23 protein-coding genes and 1 pseudogene are annotated in these 22510 nt (G+C 64.8%); 8 read left to right on the plus strand and 16 right to left on the minus strand.

Annotated features, from left to right (window positions below):
- Positions 1–234 precede the first annotated feature (234 nt).
- A complete protein-coding gene (locus FJ471_RS28310; RefSeq protein WP_140808109.1) occupies positions 235–1299 on the plus strand; it encodes a TraB/GumN family protein in 1065 nt (354 codons plus the stop codon).
- A 684-nt stretch (positions 1300–1983) separates the two neighbouring features.
- Here the strand turns inward: FJ471_RS28310 and lpdA are convergent.
- The 13 genes from lpdA to mdh form a co-directional block, all read right to left on the minus strand.
- Complete coding sequence (gene lpdA / locus FJ471_RS28320) at positions 1984–3390, minus strand: dihydrolipoyl dehydrogenase (RefSeq protein WP_140808111.1); 1407 nt, start codon at positions 3388–3390, stop codon at positions 1984–1986.
- A gap of 24 nt (positions 3391–3414) precedes the next feature.
- The gene (locus tag FJ471_RS28325; RefSeq protein WP_140808113.1) at positions 3415–4170 is read right to left on the minus strand and encodes an SDR family oxidoreductase; all 756 of its coding nucleotides are present in this window, start codon (positions 4168–4170) and stop codon (positions 3415–3417) included.
- Positions 4167–4673, minus strand: a complete 507-nt coding sequence (locus FJ471_RS28330; RefSeq protein WP_140808115.1) for a hypothetical protein — start codon at positions 4671–4673, stop codon at positions 4167–4169. Before FJ471_RS28330 ends, FJ471_RS28325 begins: the two co-directional genes overlap by 4 nt.
- A complete protein-coding gene (locus FJ471_RS28335; RefSeq protein WP_140808147.1) occupies positions 4673–5401 on the minus strand; it encodes a DUF4241 domain-containing protein in 729 nt (242 codons plus the stop codon). The genes FJ471_RS28330 and FJ471_RS28335 overlap by 1 nt, the downstream gene beginning before the upstream one ends.
- A 61-nt stretch (positions 5402–5462) precedes the next feature.
- Entirely contained in the window at positions 5463–6743 is a 1281-nt protein-coding gene (gene odhB / locus FJ471_RS28340; RefSeq protein WP_140808116.1) for a 2-oxoglutarate dehydrogenase complex dihydrolipoyllysine-residue succinyltransferase, read from the minus strand.
- Positions 6744–6804: 61 nt separating this feature from the next.
- Complete coding sequence (locus FJ471_RS28345) at positions 6805–9792, minus strand: 2-oxoglutarate dehydrogenase E1 component (protein ID WP_140808118.1); 2988 nt, start codon at positions 9790–9792, stop codon at positions 6805–6807.
- A 141-nt stretch (positions 9793–9933) separates the two neighbouring features.
- Complete coding sequence (gene sucD / locus FJ471_RS28350) at positions 9934–10836, minus strand: succinate--CoA ligase subunit alpha (protein ID WP_140808120.1); 903 nt, start codon at positions 10834–10836, stop codon at positions 9934–9936.
- Positions 10837–10848: 12 nt separating this feature from the next.
- Positions 10849–11346 carry a DUF1579 family protein gene (locus tag FJ471_RS28355; protein WP_140808122.1) on the minus strand — a complete coding sequence of 166 codons (498 nt, stop codon included), beginning with the start codon at positions 11344–11346 and terminating at the stop codon, positions 10849–10851.
- A 3-nt stretch (positions 11347–11349) separates the two neighbouring features.
- Entirely contained in the window at positions 11350–11769 is a 420-nt protein-coding gene (locus FJ471_RS28360; RefSeq protein WP_140808124.1) for a PIN domain-containing protein, read from the minus strand.
- Positions 11759–11989, minus strand: coding sequence for a hypothetical protein (locus tag FJ471_RS28365; RefSeq protein ID WP_140808126.1), 231 nt, complete (start codon positions 11987–11989; stop codon positions 11759–11761). The genes FJ471_RS28360 and FJ471_RS28365 overlap by 11 nt, the downstream gene beginning before the upstream one ends.
- Before the next feature lie 55 nt (positions 11990–12044).
- A complete protein-coding gene (locus tag FJ471_RS28370) occupies positions 12045–12416 on the minus strand; it encodes a cupin domain-containing protein (protein ID WP_140808128.1) in 372 nt (123 codons plus the stop codon).
- 4 nt (positions 12417–12420) lie between these two features.
- Positions 12421–13614: an ADP-forming succinate--CoA ligase subunit beta gene (gene sucC / locus FJ471_RS28375; RefSeq protein ID WP_140808130.1), complete on the minus strand. Its 1194-nt coding sequence runs from the start codon at positions 13612–13614 to the stop codon at positions 12421–12423.
- 17 nt (positions 13615–13631) lie between these two features.
- Positions 13632–14600, minus strand: coding sequence for a malate dehydrogenase (gene mdh, locus FJ471_RS28380; RefSeq protein ID WP_112100953.1), 969 nt, complete (start codon positions 14598–14600; stop codon positions 13632–13634).
- 211 nt (positions 14601–14811) lie between these two features.
- On the opposite strand from mdh, the gene FJ471_RS28385 reads away from it, so the two are divergent.
- The gene (locus FJ471_RS28385; protein ID WP_140808132.1) at positions 14812–15246 is read left to right on the plus strand and encodes a GNAT family N-acetyltransferase; all 435 of its coding nucleotides are present in this window, start codon (positions 14812–14814) and stop codon (positions 15244–15246) included.
- Between the two features lie 88 nt (positions 15247–15334).
- Here the strand turns inward: FJ471_RS28385 and zapE are convergent, their stop codons facing one another.
- The 3 genes from zapE to FJ471_RS28400 form a co-directional block, all read right to left on the minus strand.
- Positions 15335–16534 (minus strand): cell division protein ZapE, encoded by a 1200-nt coding sequence (zapE, locus tag FJ471_RS28390; protein WP_140808134.1) that lies wholly within the window; start codon positions 16532–16534, stop codon positions 15335–15337.
- Between the two features lie 186 nt (positions 16535–16720).
- Positions 16721–17278 (minus strand): protease inhibitor Inh/omp19 family protein, encoded by a 558-nt coding sequence (locus FJ471_RS28395; RefSeq protein WP_246684857.1) that lies wholly within the window; start codon positions 17276–17278, stop codon positions 16721–16723.
- 196 nt (positions 17279–17474) lie between these two features.
- A complete protein-coding gene (locus tag FJ471_RS28400; protein WP_140808136.1) occupies positions 17475–17912 on the minus strand; it encodes a VOC family protein in 438 nt (145 codons plus the stop codon).
- Positions 17913–18038: 126 nt separating this feature from the next.
- On the opposite strand from FJ471_RS28400, the gene FJ471_RS28405 reads away from it, so the two are divergent.
- The 6 genes and pseudogenes from FJ471_RS28405 to FJ471_RS28430 all read left to right on the plus strand — a co-directional run.
- Positions 18039–19052 (plus strand): MBL fold metallo-hydrolase, encoded by a 1014-nt coding sequence (locus FJ471_RS28405; protein ID WP_140808138.1) that lies wholly within the window; start codon positions 18039–18041, stop codon positions 19050–19052.
- Between the two features lie 70 nt (positions 19053–19122).
- The gene (locus FJ471_RS28410; protein WP_140808140.1) at positions 19123–19692 is read left to right on the plus strand and encodes a hypothetical protein; all 570 of its coding nucleotides are present in this window, start codon (positions 19123–19125) and stop codon (positions 19690–19692) included.
- Between the two features lie 94 nt (positions 19693–19786).
- A complete protein-coding gene (locus FJ471_RS28415; RefSeq protein ID WP_140808142.1) occupies positions 19787–19948 on the plus strand; it encodes a DUF1328 family protein in 162 nt (53 codons plus the stop codon).
- 72 nt (positions 19949–20020) lie between these two features.
- Complete coding sequence (gene dapF / locus FJ471_RS28420; RefSeq protein WP_140808143.1) at positions 20021–20905, plus strand: diaminopimelate epimerase; 885 nt, start codon at positions 20021–20023, stop codon at positions 20903–20905.
- On the plus strand, positions 20905–22233 hold the full coding sequence (mtaB, locus tag FJ471_RS28425) for a tRNA (N(6)-L-threonylcarbamoyladenosine(37)-C(2))-methylthiotransferase MtaB (RefSeq protein ID WP_140808145.1): 1329 nt from the start codon (positions 20905–20907) through the stop codon (positions 22231–22233). Before dapF ends, mtaB begins: the two co-directional genes overlap by 1 nt.
- Positions 22234–22246: 13 nt before the next feature.
- Positions 22247–22510, plus strand: a pseudogene (locus tag FJ471_RS28430) (signal recognition particle-docking protein FtsY); the annotation flags it as partial.

A 22510-nucleotide genomic window follows, 5' to 3' on the forward strand; every position in this document is an offset into this window, starting at 1 on the left:
GATCTATACCGCCGTCGACACCGCCAGGCTGCTCGATATCTACGAGAAGGCGCATCCAAGGGCGTGAGGAACCTCCGGTCTGCGCTGCGTCGCTGCGCTCCTTGCTCCGCCCGTGGATGACGACCTGATGGATGTTTCCGCTAACCACCAAGCGCTCCATCCGACACCGCACCGCGAACAATTTCTCCCTGCCGATTAACCGTTTTGCCGCTTTTACCCGATAAGACGCTTCCCATGAAACGCGTCATCGCCATCGCCGACCGCGCGGCCCTGGTCTCGTTGAAGCTGCTTGCGGCGCTCAACCTGCTGTTTTTCCTGTCTTTCATCGTCGTTCTGCTGCTTGCCGGCCGGGCGCACGCCGAGACGCCCAATTGCGCCGGCTCCGATCTTTTGAGCGCGCTGGAAAAGAACGATCCCGCCGCCTTCAAGAAGGTCGAGACCGAAGCGGCGGCCGTTCCCAACGGCAAGGGGCTGCTGTGGAAGCTGGAGAAGGCGGGCGAAAAGCCGTCCTACCTGTTCGGCACCATGCACATGACCGATACGCGCGTCACCACGCTGCCGGCCGCCGCGCAAAAAGCTTATGACGGCGCCGGCACGGTTGTCATCGAAACCACCGATGCGATGGACAAGGCCAAGATGATGGCCGCCATGGCCAGCGAACCCGGCCTGATGATGTTCACCGACAACACCACGCTGTCGTCGTTGCTGTCGCCGGACGATGCGGCGGCGCTGGACAAGGGGCTCGACGCGCGCGGCATTCCGCCGGCGACGGTCGCCAAGATGAAACCGTGGATCCTGTCGGCGATGATGGCGTTGCCGGCCTGCGAGGTGGCGCGTCAGAGCGCCGGCGAACCCGTGCTGGACGTCAAGCTCGCTTCGGAGGCAAAGGCCTCGGGCAAGGATGTCGAAGGGCTCGAGACCGCCGTCGATCAGTTGCGCGCCATGGCCTCGCTGCCGCTCGAGTTCCACATGAAGAGCCTGGTCGAGACGATGAAGCTCGGCGACAAGGTGAACGACGTCAACGAGACGATGATCGTGCTCTACCAGCGTGGCGAGGTCGGCATGTTCTGGCCGCTGTTCAAGGCAGTGCTGCCGGACTCCTCGGACGACAAGGCCGGCTATGCCGCCTTCGAGGAGACGATGATCACCAGCCGCAACAAGGTGATGGCGGCGCATGCCGGGCCTATATTGGCCAAGGGCAACGTTTTCATGGCCGTCGGCGCCATGCATTTGCCCGGTCCGGAAGGACTGGTCGAGGATTTTCGCAAGGCAGGGTATACTGTTACCGTCGTCAACTGAGTCGCCTGGCGATTGGCGGGCCCGAAAACGCCGTTTTTCCAGCGCTTTCGGTCCGTTCGTGTGAAACCCATTGCGGGATCCGCGCGTTGATGGCTGTTATTTTGATGCTTTCATCCAAGGAGGACACGTTTCATGGCGAACCCTAACGACCCCTTCACCCCTTCGAGCACGCCTCCCTCTTCGGGTGGCGGCGGCAGCGGGTGGCTGATCGCCCTAGTTGTCATTATCCTGGCCATTGTTGCGTATTATGTCTTTGGCAGAAGCGGCGGCGAGCACGCCCCGGCCCCGGCTGAGCCGCCGGCCGCCAGCACCCCGGCTCCCGCGCCTGCAACGCCTGCTCCGGCTCCAGAGCCGGCACCAGCCCCTGCGCCCGCTCCGGCGCCAGCCCCGGCTCCTGCACCCGCGCCAGCCCCTGCTCCGGCACCTGCGCCTGCGCCAGCGCCAGCTCCGGCACCTGCGCCGGCTCAGTAATCAGGCTACGGCCTAAGAACGAACGGCCCGCCGAAAGGCGGGCCGTTTTGTTTTCAGGCTCGACCTTGCAGAGGCCTTTTCAGAAAGCCGCTCCGGTGAGTCAGCTGGCGTGGTTTTTTCGAGAACCGGAGCGGAGCGTACTTAAAGTACGTGAGCACCGGAAGCGCAGAAAGCCGCGCCAGATGGCCGCCGGAGTGGGTTTATAAAAGGCCTCTAAATATGAATCGGCTTGAAGAACGTGGCTAGAGCCGCTTCCTTCACCGCCTCCGACATCGTCGGATGCGCATGGCAGGTCCGCGCCAGGTCTTCGGACGAGCCGCCGAATTCCATCAGCACCGCCGCTTCGTGGATCATCTCGCCGGCGCCGAAGCCGACAATGTGGACGCCGAGCACGCGGTCGCTGGCCTTGTCGGCCAGGATCTTCACGAAACCGTCGGTATGCAGCATGGCCCGCGCCCGGCCATTGGCGCTGAACGGGAACTTGCCGACCTTGTAGTCGATGCCGGCCTTCTTCAGTTCCTCTTCCGTCTTGCCGACCGAGGCGATCTCCGGGCTGGTATAGACGACGCTCGGGATGACGTCATAATTCACATGGCCGGCCTGGCCGGCGATCGTCTCGGCAACCGCCACGCCCTCGTCCTCGGCCTTATGCGCCAGCATCGGCCCGGCGATCACGTCACCGATGGCATAGATGCCCGGCACATTGGTCCTCAGATGCCCGTCCGTCTTGACCCGGCCGCGCTCGTCCAATTCGACGCCGGCTTCCTTCAGGCCGAGGCTGTCGGCATAGGGCCGGCGGCCGGTGGCGACCAGCACGACGTCCGCCTCGATGGTCTCGGCGGCGCCGCCCTTGACCGGCTCGAACGTGACCGTCGCGCCCTTCTTGGCCTTGGCGACGCCGGTGACCTTGGCGCCGAGCTTGAACTCGAACCCCTGCTTCGACAGCAGCCGCTGGAACTGTTTCGACACCTCGCCATCCATGCCGCCGAGGATATTGTCGAGGAACTCGACGACCGTGACCTTGGCGCCGAGCCTCGCCCAGACCGAGCCGAGCTCCAGCCCGATGACGCCGCCGCCGACCACCACGAGGTTGGCGGGCACCTTGGCCAGCGACAGCGCGCCGGTGGAGGACACGATGACCTTCTCGTCGAAATCGACCTTGACGCCCGGAATGCCGGCTACGTCCGAGCCGGTGGCGATGACGATGTTCCTGGTCTCGATCTCCTCGACCTTGCCGTCCTCGCCGGTCACGGAGACCTTGCCGGCCCCGACCACCTTGCCCGTGCCGCGGAAGCTGTCGATCTTGTTCTTCTTGAACAGGAACGCGACGCCGTTGACGTTGGAGGCGACGGTCGTGTCCTTATGCGCCATCATCTTCTTCAGATTGAGCTTCGGCGCCGGTATCTCGACGCCGAGCGTATCGAAGGCATGGCCCGCTTCGGCGAACATCTCGGAGGCGTAAAGCAGCGCCTTCGAGGGGATGCAGCCGATGTTGAGGCAAGTGCCGCCGAAAGTGGCGTTCTTCTCGACCACCGCCGTCTTCAAGCCGAGCTGCGCCGCCTTGATGGCGCAGACATAGCCGCCCGGTCCCGATCCGATGATTACGACGTCATAAGCCATGATGCTGTCCTTCTGGTCTGGCCTTCAACGGCCGCCGCTCACATTCAGGATCGAGCCTGTTATATAGGAGGCCGCATCCGACAGAAGATAGAGAACCGCGCTCGCGACTTCATCCGCCGTGCCCGCGCGTTTCATCGGCAGCGCGTCCTGCATCCGAGCCACCCGGTCGGGCTGGCCGCCCGAGGCATGGATCTCGGTTTCGGTGATCCCGGGGCTGACCGCGTTGACGCGGATGCCTTCGAGAACCACCTCGCGCGCCAGCCCGATGGTCATGCTGTCGATCGCGCCCTTGGAAGCGGCATAGTCGACAAATTCGCCGGGCGAGCCGAGCCTGGCGGACGCCGAGGACAGGTTGACGATGACGCCGCCCTTGCCGCCGTGACGGGTCGACATGCGCTTCACCGCCTCGCGGGCGCAAAGGAAGGAGCCGACGACATTGATGCGCATCATGCGTTCCAGCCGCGCCACGCTCATCTCGTCGACCCGCGCCTTGACGTCGACGATGCCGGCATTGTTGACGAAGGCATCGATCCGGCCGAAAGCCCGGTCGACGGCTTCGAACATCGCAAGGACATCGGCCTCGCTGCCGACATCGCCCTTCACCGCGACGGCATCGCCGCCGCCGGCCTTGAGCTCGGCGACCAGGGCCTCGGCAGCTACCTGGTTGGAGACATAGTTGACCGCTACCCGGTAGCCGGCCCGGTTCGCCTGACGGCAGATGGCGGCACCGATGCCGCGGCTGCCGCCGGTGACCAGCAGCGTCTTCCTGTTCGCGCTCATTCCTGGCAGCCTTTCAGCACGAAGATATCCCATGGCACTTTCGAGAAGCCGGCGGGGCCATAGGCGGCCGACATTTCGAGCGACGGCCCGAGATCGGGCAAGATCAGGCTTTTCGGCGCATCGGCGCCTTCGGCCGGCAAGAGGCCGACGCTGCCCTTCTCATCGGCGCTGTAGATGACACCTTCCCACACCGTGCAGGCGGCAAGCTCCTCGCCGGTGACGTCGCCGGTCGGGCATTTGTACATCAGCGAGCCATGCGGCCGCGCGGCGGAGCCCTCGGTCCACATGGCGATGCCGTCGAGCACGACATTGTTGTCGAGGATCATGCGAAAGGAGTTGGTGATCGTCGCCGAGCTGCCGGCCGGCGTGAAGTCGATCTCGGCGCCGCTTTTCGCCTCGCCGTAGACGGCAAGCTGGATCGGGCAGGCGGCCTGGGCGGTCGCGGCTGTGAGAGCCAGCGACCCGGCCACAAATCCAATCGTGGGCAAGGCGAAATTCGTCATCACTTGGCCTGGTCGCTTTCGCGGCCGTCGGCGTTTTCGAGCACGCCGAAATCGGTCATCAGGACCACCGGCTCACCCGCCGCGTCCAGCCCCCAGAAGGACGGATAGAAGCCATCGCCCCAGCCGCTCCAGAACATCGCGATATTGACCGGGTTGCCTGCCTCCGGACGGTGCATGACGAACCTGTCCTGGTTCGGCGCGAATTCGGCCGCCAGCACATCGTCATAATAGTTCTGGTCGGGCTTGAGCTTGTCCTGCGCTGCCGTCATCAGGGCCAGCGCCGCCTTGTCCATGAACGAGCCGAGGCCGGCATCGACGGGATAGCCGAAGATTTCGTCGCCGTTCAGCGTCGAAACGTCCTGTCCTGGCAGAAGGGCAAGCTCCCAGCGCACCGGCACGCCGGAACGAAAGCGGAGGAACGCCGCGGCGACGCGGCCCTGCGCCTCGAACAACGCGGCCGGATAATGCCCAGGCTTGACCTTGCGGGCCAGCGCCGGCCAGTCGTCGGTTGTGATCAGGGGGTCGCAGGCGATGATCTCGCCCGTCGGCAGTTCGAGCTCGCCGATCGGCGTGACGGCGATCTTGCGCTCCGCCAATTGCGCCTCGCTGAGCGCGAAGATGCCGAAATTGCTGCTCGCCGTCGCCGGGTCCCAGTCGGCGGCGATTGCCAGCGACGGGACGGCGGAGAGGCCAAGCAGGACGAGGCCGCGCCGGAAACTCCGCCGCATGCCGCGGCCGAGCTTGAACCCGAACCGTTCCTGCCAGCCACTCACGGCGACGCAGCTCCGATCACAGATCGAGCACCAGCCGCTCGGGGTCCTCCAGGCTTTCCTTGACGCGCACCAGGAAGGTCACCGCTTCCTTGCCGTCGACGATGCGGTGGTCGTAGGAGAGCGCCAGATACATCATCGGGCGGATGACGATCTGGCCGCCGACCACCACCGGCCGGTCCTGGATCTTGTGCATGCCGAGGATGCCCGACTGCGGGGCGTTGAGGATCGGCGTCGACATCAGCGACCCGTACACGCCGCCGTTGGAAATCGTGAACGTGCCGCCTTGCATATCCGCCACCGACAGCTTGCCGTCGCGCGCGGCGAGGCCCAGCCGGCCGATCTCCTTCTCGATCTCGGCGATGGACATCTGGTCGGCGTCGCGCACCACCGGCACCACCAGGCCCTTGTCCGTGCCGACGGCGACGCCGACATGGGCAAAGTTCTTGTAGATGATGTCGGTGCCGTCGATCTCGGCATTGACCGCCGGGATCTCCTTCAGCGCATGCGTCACCGCCTTGGTGAAGAAGCCCATGAAGCCGAGCTTCACGCCATGCTTCTTCTCGAACACGTCCTTGTACTTGGACCTGAGCGCCATCACCGCGCTCATATCCACCTCGTTGAAGGTGGTCAGCATGGCGGCGTTCGACTGCGCCTCCTTCAGGCGGCGCGCGATGGTCTGGCGCAGCTTGGTCATGCGCACGCGCTCCTCGCGCGGCGCATCGTCGGCCGAGGACGGCGCGCGGGCGACGACCGGCGCCGGAGCCGCCTTCGGCGTCTCGGCCGGCTGCGACGGCGCGCCCCTGGCGATGGCATCGAGCACGTCACCCTTGAGCACTTGGCCGCGCTTGCCCGAACCGGACAGCTGGTCGACGGCGAGATTGTTTTCGGCGATCAGCTTGGCCGCCGCCGGCGCCGGCGGCATGGTGCGCGGCTCGATGGCGCCACCGTCGCCGGCGACCTTGGCGGTCTCGGCCGCGGCCTGCTTGACGGTGGACGCGGCGTCCGGGCTGGAGGCCTGCGCCACCGCCTGCGGCTTGGTGGCCGGAGCGGCGGCCGCGCCGCCCGCCGAAATCGAGCCGAGCAGCGCCCCGACATTGACCGTCTCGCCTTCCTTGACGGCGATCTCGGCCAGCGTTCCGGCGCCCGCGGCAGGCACTTCCACCGTCACCTTGTCGGTTTCGAGCTCGACCAGGGGTTCGTCGGCGGCGATCGCGTCGCCGACCTTCTTGAACCACTTGCCGACGGTCGCCTCGGTGACGGATTCGCCGAGAGTGGGGACGCGGATTTCGGTAGCCATTGTGCCTGTCCGTTGTCTTCTTGAGGTCTGTTTCGTCAGGTCTGCTTATTCACCAAGCGCCCTATTCGCCGAGAGCGTCGTCGAGCAGCGCCGCCAGCTGGCTGAGATGCTTCGACATCAACCCTGTCGCCGGCGAGGCCGAGGCCGGCCGGCCGGTGTAGCGCACCCGCTGATGCTTGGCGTCGATATGCGCCAGCACCCATTCGAGATACGGATCGATGAACGACCACGCGCCCATGTTCTTGGGCTCCTCCTGGCACCACACCATCTCGGCATTGCGGAAGCGCGACAGTTCGGTGATCAGCGCCTTGGCCGGGAACGGATAGAGCTGTTCGACGCGCAGCAGGTATATGTCGTTGATGCCGCGCTTCTCGCGCTCCTCGTAGAGGTCGTAATAGACCTTGCCCGAGCACAGCACGACGCGGCGGATCTTGGAGTCCTTCACCAGCTTGATCGGCTGGTTGGGGAGCAGTTGCGCATCGTCCCACAGCAGGCGGTGGAACGAGCTTTCGCCCGACATCTCCGGCAGCGTCGACACCGCGCGCTTATGGCGCAGCAGCGACTTCGGCGTCATCAGGATCAGCGGCTTGCGGAAGTCGCGCTTCAGCTGCCGGCGCAGGATATGGAAGTAGTTGGCCGGCGTGGTGACGTTGGCGACCTGCATGTTGTCTTCCGCGCAAAGCTGCAGGAAGCGCTCTAGTCTAGCCGACGAATGCTCCGGCCCCTGGCCCTCATAGCCATGCGGCAAGAGGCAGACGAGACCCGACATTCTGAGCCACTTGCGCTCGCCCGACGAGATGAACTGGTCGAACACCACTTGCGCGCCGTTGGCGAAGTCGCCGAACTGCGCCTCCCAAAGCGTCAGCGCCTTGGGCTCGGCCAGGCTGTAGCCATATTCGAAGCCCAGCACCGCCTCTTCCGACAGCATCGAGTTGATGACCTCGTAGCCGGCCTGCGCGGCCGACAGATTGTTGAGCGGGATGTAGCGGTTCTCGTCGCGCTGGTCGTAAAGCACCGAATGGCGCTGCGAGAAGGTGCCGCGTTCCGAATCCTGGCCGGAAAGCCGGATCGGATTGCCGTCGAGCAGGATGGCGCCGAAGGCCAGCGCCTCGGCCGTCGACCAGTCGATGCCTTCGCCCGACTCGATCGCCTGGCGCCGGTTTTCGAGGAAACGCAGGATCGTCTTGTGCGCCTCAAAATCCTTAGGCACCTCGGCCAGCTTCTTGCCGATCTCCTTCAGCGTCCGCACCGGCACGGCGGTCTTGCCGCGCCGCTGTTCGTCCTGGTTGTCGGCGGAGCGCAGGCCCGACCATGCGCCGTCCAGCCAGTCGGCCTTGTTCGGCTTGTAGTGCTGGCCGACTTCCCATTCGGCTTCCAGATGCGCGCGCCAGTCGGCCCGCATCTTGTCGACCTCGGCCTGGGTGACGTGGCCTTCGGCGATCAGCCGGTCGGCATAGACCTGCACCACCGTCTTATGGGTGCGGATGTTGCGGTACATGATCGGCTGGGTGAAAGCGGGCTCGTCGCCCTCATTGTGGCCGAAGCGGCGGTAGCAGAACATGTCCACCACCACCGGCTTGTGGAACTTCATGCGGAACTCGGTCGCGACCTTGGCGGCATGCACCACCGCTTCCGGATCGTCGCCGTTGACGTGGAAGATCGGCGCTTCGATCATCTTGGCCACATCCGACGGATAGGGCGAGGAGCGCGAGAAACGCGGATTGGTGGTGAAGCCGATCTGGTTGTTGATGATGACGTGCAGCGTGCCGGCGACGCGGTGGCCGCGCAGGCCCGACAGGCCGAGGATCTCCGCGATGACGCCCTGGCCGGCAAAGGCGGCGTCGCCATGCAGCAACAGCGGCATCACCTTGGCGCGCTCCGACAGCGGCACGACCTCGCCGCGTTCGCGGCCGGCGAGCTGGTCCTGCTTGGCGCGCGCCTTGCCCATCACGACGGGGTCGACGATTTCCAGGTGCGAGGGGTTGGCCGTCAGCGACAGATGCACCTTGTTGCCGTCGAACTCGCGGTCCGACGAAGCGCCGAGGTGATACTTCACGTCGCCTGATCCCTCGACCTCGTCGGGAGCGGCCGAGCCGCCCTTGAATTCGTGGAAGATAGCGCGGTGCGGCTTCGCCATCACCTGGGAAAGCACGTTGAGGCGGCCGCGATGCGCCATGCCGAGCACGATTTCCTTGAGGCCGAGCTGGCCGCCGCGCTTGACGATCTGCTCCAGCGCCGGGATCAGCGATTCACTGCCGTCGAGGCCGAAGCGCTTGGTGCCCTTGTACTTGACGTCGATAAACTGCTCGAAGCCCTCGGCCTCGATCAGCTTCGACAGTATCGCCTTCTTGCCCGTGGCGGTGAAGGTGATCTCCTTGTCGGCGCCTTCGATGCGCGCCTGGATCCAGGCCTTCTCTTCGGGATCGGAGATGTGCATGAACTCGACGCCGAGCGTCGAGCAATAGGTGCGGGTCAGGATGTCCAGCATCTGCCGTACGGTGCCGAATTCCAGACCCAGCACATTGTCGAGGAAGATCGGCCGGTCGTAATCGGCTTCGGTGAAGCCGTAATTTTCCGGCGACAGCTCGTTGTAGTCCTCGAGCGGCTTGGCGATGCCGAGCGGATCGAGGTTGGCGTGCAGATGGCCGCGCATGCGATAGGCGCGGATCATCATGATGGCGCGCACGGAATCGCGTGTCGCCTGGTGCACGTCGGCGTCGGAAAGCACGGCGCCGTTGACGACCGCCTTCTCCTTCACCTTCTTTTCGATCGCCTTTTCGACCAGGCCCCAATTGCCGTCGAGCGCCGAGACCAGTTCGCCATTGGCCTGCAGCGGCCAGGAAGGCTTCGCCCAGGAGGCGCCCTTGGCGTTCTTGCGGACATCGCCCGCATCGTCCTTCAGCGCCGCGAAGAAATCCTGCCACTCCGGATCGACCGAGGCCGGATTGTCCTCATAGGCGGCATAGAGCGCGTCGATATAGTCGGCATTGCCGCCATAGAGAAATGAGGTGAGCGAGAATTGGTCGTTGGCCTGATCTTGTCTTGCCATTTTCGTCTGCGGAGCCTGGCTCCGTCTCCTTTTTAGGGAGTAGTGAGTGGTCAGTAGTGAGTAGAAAGATAAATCCCGCTCAGCTGCTACTCACCCGTTCGTCCCTTTTTCACTACTGACTACTGCCTACTCACTACTGCCTTAACCCTTGATCGCCTCGACCAGCGTCGTGCCGAGCCGCGCCGGCGACGGCGAGACCTTGATGCCGGCCGATTCCATCGCCGCGATCTTGTCTTCCGCGCCGCCCTTGCCGCCGGAGATCACCGCGCCCGCATGGCCCATGGTGCGGCCGGCCGGCGCGGTGCGCCCGGCGATGAAGCCCGCCATCGGTTTCTTGCGGCCGCGCTTGGCTTCGTCCTTGAGGAACTGCGCGGCGTCTTCCTCGGCCGAGCCGCCGATCTCGCCGATCATGATGATCGACTTGGTCTCGTCGTCGGCGAGGAACATCTCGAGCACATCGATGAACTCGGTGCCCTTGACCGGATCGCCGCCGATGCCCACAGCCGTGGTCTGGCCGAGGCCGACATTGGTGGTCTGGAAGACTGCCTCATAGGTAAGTGTTCCCGAGCGGGAAACAACGCCGACCGAGCCCTTGCGGAAGATGTTGCCGGGCATGATGCCGATCTTGCATTCGTCGGGCGTCAGCACGCCCGGGCAGTTCGGACCGATCAGCCGCGAGGTCGAGCGGTCGAGCCGCGCCTTGACCTTGACCATGTCCATCACCGGAATGCCTTCGGTGATGCAGACGATCAGCGGGATTTCGGCCTCGATCGCCTCGAGGATGGCTTCGCCCGCGCCAGCCGGCGGCACATAGATGACCGAGGCGTTGGCGCCGGTCCTTGCCTTGCCCTCGGCCACGGTGGCGAAGATCGGCAGGGTCTCGCCCTTGGAGCCGGTCCAGGTCTCGCCACCCTTCTTGGGATGGATGCCGCCTACCATCTTGGTGCCGTGATAGGCCAGCGCCTGCTCGGTGTGGAACGTGCCGGTCTTGCCGGTCAGACCCTGCACCAGCACCTTGGTATTCTTGTCGATGAGAATGGACATCGCGGCCCTTTTCTAAAAACCGTTGATCGTGGAAGGCGAAACGCGCCGGTAAAGCCCGCTCACCATGTCTTGCCAGCTATCGCTGCCGGCAGGCTTGAAGTGAAGTTTCATGCGGAAGGTATCAGTGCCGTCAAAACCATAGGTCACGCGAGCGGCGCCGCGCGGCGACGAGCGCTCCAGCACCAGCTCATTGCCGTTCCACGTGCCGGTGGCGGGTGACGTCGGCACGAACCCCATCGAGTCGAACTGATGCATGGTGACGACTTTGTTCTGCTGGTCGAAGCCGAACACATTGTGCGCACCGAACGAGACCGTGCCGTCGCGGCGCTGGCGATAGCGCTGCGCCACGAACAGCCCGCCGAACTGCGCCTCAGCCTGAACTTCCGAAGTCGCCGTGCCGGCATCGGCCCATTGCGTCTCCGAGACTTGCTCCTCGCCGCGCCACGCGCCGACCAGCGCCTGCAGGCGTTGGTGACCGTCCGAGAGGGAGGAAAAGGGCGACGCGTTCATGGCTCAATGCATGCGGAAAGGGTTGATGGCGATCACCGAACCATAGGTCTGCCCGTGGCTGAGATCTTCGGTGTACAGCTTTTTGACGCCAAGCCGCTCGGCGGCGGCGATGATTGCGCCGTCCCAGTAGGAAATCCGATACCGCTGTGCGTTCTCGATTCCGCGCATGACGACCGCGCTGTCCAAATCCTGGCAAGGCTTCATGGAGATCGCGGCGACCCATTCGGCCGCCTTGGTCGGCGCCAGCACGACATCGGCTCGTTTGGTCACGTTCACGTAAAACTCCTGCAGCACCTGCGCGGAGGTCGAGTAGTCTTCCTTGGCGATCAACTCCACGGCACGTTCATACTTGGCGCGTTCGGATTTGTGCCCGATGGCCGCATAAACGAGGACGTTTGTGTCGAGGAAACACTCAGCGATCATAGAGAGCTTCCCGGTTCCAAGTCTTGCTGCCCATATCTCCCGCCGCCTCGCGCGCAAGCCGCAGAAGCGCCTGCCGCGCCTCGTCCTTTGCCTGGCGCCTCGCTGCCACCTCGGCAAAAAACTCGCGCACCATACCGTTGACCGTCGTCCGCTGTTCGGCGGCCGTGAGCTTGACCTGCTCCAGAATCGCTTCCTCGACGGCCAGGGTGATATTCTTCATGTCTCTTCTCCTGCAAGTTCACACAGTATATGTGTAACTGTGTGGCCATCGCAAGTTACAGCCGCTTCAGGTCGGTGACGGTGTGATCACTTTTGGCGTTGCCGGTGTTCAAGGTCGTCGCCGGCTCGAACATCAGCACCACCGGCTCCGGCGTCAGCGAACGCGGCCGATGCTCGACGCCGCGCGGCACGACGATGAAATCGCCCTCGCCGAGCTCGACCGGCCCGTCGCGGAAATCGATGACGATCCTGCCGCGCAGCACGAGGAAAGCCTCGTCCTCATTGTCATGCGCATGCCAGTCGAAAACCTCGCCGAACTTGGCGACCTTGGCTTGGGCATCATTGACGTCGCCGGCGATATGCGGATCGAAGACCTTGGCGATCTTTTGATCCGCCGCCTCGACCAGGTTTATCTTGCGCGGAGGCATGCGCTCAGCCCTTTACCGCCTTGACGATCTTCTTGGCCGCGTCGTCGAGGTCGTCGGCCGACACGACGTTGAGGCCGCTGTCGTTGATGATCTTCTTGCCGAGCTCGGCATTGGTGCCTTCCAGGCGCACGACCAGCGGCACCTTCAGCCCCACTTCCTTGACCGCGGCGATCACGCCCTCGGCGATGACGTCGCACTTCATGATGCCGCCGAAGATGTTGATCAGGATGCCTTCGACCGCCGGATCCTTGGTGATGATCTTGAACGCCGCCGTGACCTTTTCCTTGGAGGCGCCGCCGCCGACGTCGAGGAAGTTAGCCGGCTCAGCACCGTAGAGCTTGATGATGTCCATCGTCGCCATGGCCAGCCCCGCGCCGTTGACCATGCAGCCGATATTGCCGTCGAGCGCGACATAGGCGAGGTCGTATTTCGACGCCTCGATCTCCTTCTCGTCCTCTTCGGTGGTGTCGCGGAGTTCCATCACGTCCGGGTGGCGGAACAGCGCGTTGTTGTCGAAAGACACTTTCGCGTCGAGCACGCGCAGATGGCCGTCCTTCATGACGATCAGCGGATTGACCTCGAGCAGGCTCATGTCCTTCTCGACGAAGGCCTTGTAGAGGATCGGGAACAGCGTGCCGCCGTCCTTCGCCGCATCGCCGTCGAGCTTCAGCGCGGCATTCAGCGCCTTCACGTCATCCGCCGTCACGCCCTTTTCCGGATCGATGGCGACGGTGACGATCTTTTCCGGCGTGTCATGCGCGACCGTCTCGATGTCCATGCCGCCCTCGGTCGAGACGACGAAAGCGATGCGGCCGACCGAGCGGTCGACAAGGATCGACAGATAGAGCTCGCGCTCAATGTCGGCGCCGTCCTCGACATAGAGGCGGTTGACCTGCTTGCCGGCGGGACCCGTCTGCTTGGTCACCAGCGTGTGGCCGAGCATCTCGTTGGCGTTGGCGACCACTTCGGCCGCCGACTTCGCCAGCCGCACGCCGCCCTTGGCGTCGGGGCCGAGCTCCTTGAACTTGCCCTTGCCGCGGCCGCCGGCATGGATCTGGCTTTTCACGACATAGAGCGGGCCGGGCAGCGCTTGTGCCGCGGCTGCCGCCTCGCTTGCCTTGAACACCGGAACGCCGCTTGCGACCGGCGCGCCGAACGTCTTCAGCAGCGCCTTGGCCTGATACTCATGGATGTTCATGCGCTTGGTCTCCGCGATTACTTGCCGGCGAGATGAGGGGCGATCTTGGTGCAGGCCTCGGTCAGGCCCTGAACGGCCGCCACCGAGGAATCGAACATCTTCTGCTCGGCCTTGGAGAGGTCGATCTCGATGACGCGCTCGACGCCGCCGGCGCCGATCACCACCGGGACGCCGACATAGGTGCCCTTGACGCCATACTGGCCCGAGAGATGCGCCGCGCAAGGCAGCACGCGCTTCTTGTCCTTGAGATAGGCTTCGGCCATCGAGATGGCGGAGGCCGCCGGCGCGTAATAGGCCGAGCCGGTCTTGAGCAGGCCGACGATCTCGGCGCCGCCATCGCGCGTGCGCTGCACGATCTGGTCGAGCTTCTCCTTCGAGGTCCAGCCCATCTTGACGAGGTCGGGCAGCGGAATGCCGGCCACCGTCGAATAGCGGATCATCGGAACCATCGAGTCGCCATGGCCGCCGAGCACGAAGGCGGTGACGTCCTCGACCGAAACCTTGAACTCTTCGGCCAGGAAGTAGCGGAAACGCGACGAGTCCAGCACGCCGGCCATGCCGACGACATGGCTGGTCGGCAGGCCGGAGAACTTCTGCAGCGCCCAGACCATGGCGTCGAGCGGATTGGTGATGCAGATGACGAAAGCCTTCGGCGCGTACTTCTTCAGGCCGGCGCCGACCTGTTCCATCACCTTGAGGTTGATGCCGAGAAGGTCGTCGCGGCTCATGCCCGGCTTGCGCGGCACGCCGGCGGTGACGATGCACACATCCGCGCCCTCGATGCCGGCATAGTCGTTGACGCCGGTCAGCCTGGAGTCGAACCCGTCGACGGGGGAAGACTGCGCGATGTCGAGGCCCTTGCCCTGCGGAATGCCCTCGGCGATATCGAACAGCACCACGTCGCCGAGATCCTTGAGGCCGATCATATGGGCGAGCGTGCCGCCGATCATGCCCGAGCCGATGAGCGCTATCTTGTTGCGTGCCATGTGAGGATGTTTTCCTTTGTCTGTGACGAGGTCGTGACGGGGCCGGGAGGCCGAAAGGATGCGGGAAACCGCGAGATTTAGCCGCACCGAATAACTCCGGCCCGGGAGAAATTCAAACGATTATTTTCGGCCTAACGTTTTCAATCGGTTAGATGCATCGGGAATTACGTAAACGTCAAAACTTGTAAGCCGACTGAGGAGAATTTACACAATGGGCGTCGAAATCAGAAGGCTTCATCCCGGCGATGACGCCCTTGTGATGCGCGTGGCCGACGACGTGTTCGACGAGCCGGTGCGGCCCGCCCGCCTCGCCGCCTATCTCGCCGCGCCCGGCCATTTCATGATCGTGGCTATAGTTGACCAAACCGTGGTCGGCCAATGCGCCGCCGTCGTGCACCGCCACCCGGACAAGGTGAGCGAGCTCTATATCGACGAGATCGGCGTCGCGCCGCCCTTCCAGCGGCAAGGCATCGCCCGCAAAATGCTCGACGCCATGTTCGAGATCGGCCGCGCGGAGGGCTGCGAGGAGGCCTGGGTGGGGACGGAGCCGGACAACCGACCGGCACGGGCGCTCTACGAAGCCCGGAAGGAGCCACATGGGAAGGCGGAGGATTTCGTGATGTATGTGTACCGGCTTCGAGATTAGCCGAGGCCGCCCCGCTTCGTCATTCCAGGGCGGAGCAGGGAGCGAAGCGCGCAGGCCTGGAATGACGAAGGTCAGGACAGGTCCCCTTCTACCCCTGCGCCTGCCTTGCCTCCGCGGGCTGCGCTTCCTCGCGCCGCGCCGCCCAATCGTCCAGCCAGTCGCGGCTCTGCATCTCGACCAGCCGCGATGCGGTGCGCTCGAACTCGAACACTTCCGTGCCGCGCTTGGCGATGTAGAGCCGTTCGGGCGGCGCCGCGGCGCTCATCACCAGCCGCATATGGTGGTCGTAGAGCGTGTCGATCAACAGGATGAAGCGCTTGGCCTCGTTGCGCTTGCCTTCGCCAAGCACGGGCACATGGTCGATGAACACGGTCGAGAAACGGCCGGCGATCGCCAGATAGTCGCGCGCGCCGAGCGGCTTTTCGCAAAGGTCGGCAAAGGAAAAGCGCGCGGCATCGGCTACGGCGCGCGGCACGACGAGCTGGCGGCCTTTCAGCGTCAGCGTCACCTCGGCGACCGGCTGGCCCTGGGTTATCGCTTGCCAGGCGTCGTCCAGCGCGCGCTCGGCCGCGGCGTCGTCCGGCGTGACATAGACCGGCTGGCGGTTGAGCTTTTCCTGCCGGTAGTCCTTCTCGGCATCCAGCGTCATCACATGGGCATTGCGCTCGAGCAACGAGATGAACGGCAGGAAGAGCTGGCGGTTCAGCCCGTCGCGATAAAGGTTCTCCGGCGTCACGTTGGAGGTGGCGACCAGCACCACGCCATTGGCGAACAGCGCTGAGAACAGCCGCGACAGGATCATCGCGTCGGCGATGTCGGTGACGGAGAATTCGTCGAAGCACAGCACCCAGGCTTCATCGGCGAGCGCCCGGGCCACCGGCGGGATCGGGTCGTCTTCCTTGACCGTGCCTTCCTTGCGCGCCTGCCGGTGTCTTTGGATGCGATCCTGCACATCGGCCATGAAGTCGTTGAAATGCACGCGGCGCTTGCGCCGGACCGGCAGCAGCTCGAAGAAAATGTCCATCAGCATAGTCTTGCCGCGACCGACGCCGCCATGGATGTAGAGGCCCTTGACCGGCTCGCGCGGCTGCCGCTTGGCCGCGAACAGCCAGCCCAGCGCGCTCGATTTGTGCGCCAGCCTTTTTGCCGAGATCTCTTCGGTCAGCCGGTCGAGGGCGGCGACGATGCGCTCCTGCGCCGGATCGCGCTCGACCGCGCCGCTCTGGACGAGATGATCGTAACGCTGCCTGACGGTCGCATGGGTCTGGATACCGTCGCGCAGATGCATGGTTCACGTCATTTACTTTGAGCAGAATGCTCTGAGGGGGCGCCAGGGTATGTTGAGATTCAGGTCAGGCCAAGCCGAGAAGGGTGGGTTCCGAGAACCGGAGCGGAGCGTACTTGAAGTACGTGAGCACCGGAAGCGCAGGAAGCCGGCATTCGCAGGCCGGCCTCACCTGAATATCAGCATACCCTACCTTGTAAGCGAGATCGGCTGCCCGCTGGAAGTCTGGCCGTCGAACTTTTCGCCGCCCGACGAATAGAGCCTGGCCAGCGTGCCGCCGTTTTCGTCGTAGAGCGTCAGCTGCTTGCCAGCGACGTTCCACGACTTGATGCCGTCGATCGGCGCCGGGCAGTGCAGCGGACCGGCGCGGTAGCCGGCGCCGAACTTGGTCTGCGGCGTCGCCACCTTGCAGCTCTGCCCGGAGACATTGACGTTCCACACGCCGGCGACGCTGGCCGCGGTGAGGTCGGTGGCGCCGGCGGGCGGCGCGCCGTCCGGCGGCAGCGAGGCGACCTGGGTGTTCTTCGGCGCGGTCGGGAATTGCGACGGATCATTGGCGCCGGGAGCTGCCGGCGGCGGCAGCTGATTCTGCGTCACCGTGCCCGAGGGCGCCGGGGTCAGCGGCGCCGGTTGCTGGTCGTCCATCGACGAGAAGCGCGAGGTCGAGCAGCCGCTCGCAACGAGCGCGGCCAACGATACGGCCAGAAGGCCACTTCGCGAAAAGGGGCGGGTCATCGAAAAATTCATCAAAACCTCCGTCGGATCCGGCCGGGGGGAGCCATCCGCGTAATCTCTGCTTCACCAAGATGGCGAAGGTGGCAGAATTTCAACCCGATATGGTTAAAATAGGGTTTTCGAGCCAGCTGTTGCAAAATTATCGCAGCAGGCGGACAGCGCTGGGGCGACGCCGGAGGCGGCCGCTCAAGCTGCTGAAATACCGACGTTAAATCCGGGTGCTCGGCACGAATACATAGCCGTCGGGGCCGACGATGTAGCATTCGCGCAGGCCATGCGGCTTGTCGATCGAGCCGGCCAGCACGATGTGGCCGAGCGCCGCCGCCTTTTTCTCGGTCGCATCGGGATCGGCGCCGTAAAGGCGCAGCTCGATCCCGGCCCCGCGCGTCTCGGCGCCTGCGGTGACGCCCGTCATCGGATTGTCGAGATAGGAATGGTCGGCATGCAGCATGAAGACCGAGCCCAGCAGCTCGATCGCGGCAAAGTCCTCGTCGGCGTAGATGATCCGCGCGCCGAGCACGTCGCGGCAGAAGGCCTCCATCGCCGCCATGTCGGTGACCAGAAGGTTGACGCCGACCCCAAGCGGCAGCGAACGGCCGAAATCCTCGGCCTTCATCCACGGTGTCTTGGTTCGCTTCATCGCCATGGCGGTCGTCCCCCTTCCAACGATCCTAGAGGAAGCGGGCTTCGCCCGTTGGCATTCGCCAGCAAAATGCTTGCGCCAGGCAGGCGCTTCCTTATCTCAGGAAGGACCGAGCCGGCGGGAGAGAGAATGGCTGCGACAAAAAGAATCGCCAATCGTTATTACAGCGGCCCGCCCAGCGATCATTTCGATGGCGCCTTGTTCTTCAATCCCCGCGGCAAGCCGCCCGGGCGCTTCAGCGATCTCCTCCGATGGCAGTTCAGCGGCGGGCGGGCGAAATGGCCGGCCGCCTTTCCGAGTCCCCATCCGCCGGCAAAACCGGAAGACCGGGTAGACGGCAGCACGCTTCGACTCACCATGGTCGGCCATGCCTCGCTGCTCATCCAGACCGCCGGGCTGAACATCCTCACCGATCCGGTCTGGTCGGAGCGTGCCTCGCCTTTCACCTTCGCCGGTCCGAGAAGGGTCAATGCCCCGGGCATTGACTTTGCCGACCTGCCGCCGATCGATCTGGTTCTGGTCAGCCACAATCACTACGACCATCTCGACCTCGCCACGCTGAAGCGGCTGAAGGAGAGACACGACCCGCTGGTCGTCGCGCCGCTCGGCAACGACGCCATCATCGGCCGTGCGGCGCCCGGCATGCGGCTCGCCATGCATGATTGGGGCGACAGGCTCGGCGTCGGCGCGGCCGCCATCCATGTCGAGCCCGCGCATCACTGGTCGGCGCGCGGCGGACGCGACCGCCGCATGGCGCTGTGGGCGGGCTTCGTCATCGAGACGGCCGCCGGCAACGTCTATTTCGCCGGCGACACCGGCTTCCATGACGGCATCAACTACCGGCTGATGGCTGAAAAGCATGGCGGCTTCCGCCTCGCCATCCTGCCGATCGGCGCCTATGAACCACGCTGGTTCATGGCGCCGCAGCACCAGAACCCGGAGGAAGCCGTTCAGGGCATGAAGCTGTGCAATGCGGCTCACGCCGCCGGCTGCCATTGGGGCACATTCCATCTCACCGACGAACCGGTCGAGGAGCCGGCGCAAAAGCTGGCCGAGGCGCTGCAGGCGCAAGGCCTGCCGCCGGAGCGTTTCCGCGCGCTGAGACCGGGAGAAGTATGGGACGTGCCCGACATCATCGTGTAGCAATGCCTTGTCGGGTTTGCGGGCGGCTTTTTCAACCACGATACCGAAGCAATCTCCGGGAGAAACCACGATGAAGCTTTTTGCGATCGCCCTGGCTGCGCTCACCTTGACGACGGCCACGGCCGCATCCGCGGGCGAGATCGCCGACAAGGCCGCCGAGGCGGAGAAGGCCCTCCAGTCGAACGATGCGACGGGCGCGCTCGCCAAATTCCGCGATGCGGAGGAAGCGCTGTGGAAAGCAATGCCGCTCGCCGTTCTGAACGTGAAGCAGATCAGCTCGGCCAGCGGATTCGGCGTCTACAGCGAGCGCCCGAACCATATCTACAAGCCGGGCGAAGAGATCGTGCTCTATATGGAGCCGGTCGGCTATGACTACGGTTCGGACGGGTTGGGCAACAACCAAATCGCGCTTTATGTCGACCTCACCGTGCTCACCCAGTCCGGCGAGAAGCTGGGCAGCTTCGAGAAGCTCGGCCGCGTCCAGCTCGCCTCACGCTCGCACAACCGCGAAATGTTCTTCAAGCTGAACGTCTCCGTGAACGGGCTGCCGCCCGGCAAGTACCGCGCGGATTTCCTCATGCATGACGAGAACTCGCAAAAGACGGCGCCTTTCACGACCGACTTCGAGATCGCCGGGTAGGTCGTTTCGAGATCAGCCTCGCACCGACGGAACCACAGGGCTGCGGCCGCGTTCCTAAGTCGCTGCAAACACTGTCGATTTGCGAGGTTTTTCCATGATCAGGTGGATCATCATCCTTTTGATTGTCGCCGCCGCCGCGAGCCTGCTTGGCATGCCGGCGCTGGCGGGCGCGGCCGCCACCGGCGCGCGCGTCCTCATCGGCATCGTGCTGATCGTCTTCCTGCTGATCGTGCTCGGCGTATTCGCCATCACATAAGACGCGCCGGACTGGTAATTCCGGGCCGTTTCCGCCATATAGCGGCCAAATGGAACAGGAATGACCGGTTAGATGGCAGGCACCGCCCCCTTCGCCAAGATGAACGGCATCGGCAACGAGATCATCGTTGCCGATATGCGCGGTCGTGCCGACAAGGTGACGGCGGAGGCGGCGATCGCCCTCAACGCCGACGCGGCGACCAAGTTCGACCAGGTCATGGCGATCCATGATGCGCGCACACCGGGCACCGCCTATTATATCGACATCCTGAATTCCGACGGCACCAGCGCGCAGGCCTGCGGCAACGGTACCCGCTGCGTTGTCCAGGCTCTGGCCGCCGAGACCGGCCAGAAGAGCTTCACCTTCGAGACCCGCGCCGGCATCCTGAATGCGCAGGAGCATGCCGACGGCCTGATCTCGGTCGACATGGGCAAGCCGCGCTTCGGCTGGCAGGAAATCCCGCTGGCGGAAGAGTTCCGCGACACCCGCATGATCGAACTGCAGATCGGCCCGATCGACGCGCCGGTGCTGCATTCGCCCTCGGCGGTGTCGATGGGCAATCCGCACGCGATCTTCTGGGTCGACAACGATGTCTGGTCCTACGAGCTCGACCGCTTCGGCCCGCTGCTCGAGAACCACCCGATCTTCCCCGAGCGCGCCAACATCACCATCGCCCAGGTGACCTCGCCTGAAACGATGATCATCCGCACCTGGGAGCGCGGCGCCGGCCTCACCAAGGCCTGCGGCTCGGCCGCCTGCGCCGCCGTGGTCGCGGCCGCCCGCACCAAGCGCACCGGCCGCAGCGTTTCGCTGATGACGCCCGGCGGCGGCTCGCTGCATGTCGAATGGCGCGACGACGACCATGTCATCCTGACGGGCGCGGCCGAATGGGAGTTTTCCGGCAGCTTCGACCCCTTGACTGGCGCCTGGGCCCGCGACACCGAAAGCGCCGCCTGATGTCCGCCCTTGAAAAAGGCGCGGCCCAAGCTCCAATCGGCAAAGGCATCGACGTCGTCACCTTCGGCTGCCGCCTCAACACCTATGAATCGGAAGTGATGCGCCGCGAGGCCGAGAGCGCCGGGCTGGGCGCGCTGCACGGCGGCGCCGTCATCTTCAACACCTGCGCCGTCACCGCCGAAGCGGTGCGCCAGGCCAAGCAGGCGATCCGCAAGGCGCGCCGCGAGAACCCTTCCGCCCGCATCATCGTCACCGGCTGCGCGGCGCAGACCGAGCCGCAGAATTTCGCCGCCATGGACGAGGTCGACCTCGTCCTCGGCAATGAGGAGAAGCTCAAGGCCAACTCCTACCGCGCGCTGCCCGATTTCGGCGTCAACGACACCGAGAAGGCGCGCGTCAACGACATCTTTTCGGTGCGCGAGACGGCAGGCCACATGGTCGACGCCATCGAAGGCCGGGCGCGCGCCTTCGTCCAGGTGCAGAATGGCTGCGACCACCGCTGCACCTTCTGCATCATCCCTTACGGACGCGGCAACTCGCGCTCCGTGCCGATGGGCGGCGTGGTCGAGCAGGTCAAGCGGCTGGCGGGCAACGGCTACGCCGAGATCGTGCTGACCGGCGTCGACATGACCAGCTTCGGCGCCGACCTGCCGGGCAGCCCCAAGCTTGGCAAGCTGGTGAAGACGATCCTGCGCCAGGTGCCCGACGTGAAGCGGCTCAGGCTCTCCTCCATCGATTCTATCGAGGCCGACGACGACCTGCTCGACGCCATCGCCACCGAGCCGAAGCTGATGCCGCATCTGCACCTGTCGCTGCAATCTGGCGACGACATGATCCTGAAGCGCATGAAGCGAAGGCACCTGCGCGACCAGTCGATCCGCTTCTGCGAGGACGTGCGCAAGCTGCGCCCCGGCATCGTCTTCGGCGCCGACATCATCGCCGGCTTCCCGACCGAGACCGAGGCGATGTTCGAGAATTCGGAAAAGATCGTCGAGGAATGCGGCCTGACGCATCTCCACATCTTCCCGTTCTCGCCACGCGAAGGCACGCCCGCCGCGCGCATGCCGCAGGTCCGCCGCGAGGTGGTGAAGGCGCGCGCCGCGAGATTGCGCGCCGCCGGCGAGGCCGCCTATCGTCGTCATTTGTCGTCGCTTGCCGGAACAAGGCAGTCGATCCTGATCGAGCGCGACGGGCTCGGCCGCACGGAAGGTTTCACGCTGGCCGCGATCGACACCGGCGCGCCCGGCGAGATCGTCGACGCCGTGATCACCGGCCATGACGGCGCCCGACTGATCGCGGCGGCGCCCTCTGCCGCGCAAGCCGCCTGAGACTGCGAGACGCATGGCTGGTTTCTTCAAAAAGATATTTTCGTTCGGCAAGAAAGAGGTCGTCGAGGAGCGCGTCGACGAGACGGCCCCGCTGCCGCCGATCAAATGGGATGCGCTGGAGGCTCTGAAGCCCGAGGCCGGGCAGGCTGAGTCGGCGGAGGAAACGCTGGCGCGCGAGCAGGAGCCGGTGGCGGAGGCCACGCCGGCGAGCGAGCCGGCTGTTGAGCCTGCCCCCGCCCTGCCGCCCGAAGCGCCGAAGCCCGAGCCCGTTCCGACC

It is taken from the genome of Mesorhizobium sp. B2-7-1 (genome assembly GCF_006440735.1).
Taxonomy (GTDB): domain Bacteria; phylum Pseudomonadota; class Alphaproteobacteria; order Rhizobiales; family Rhizobiaceae; genus Mesorhizobium.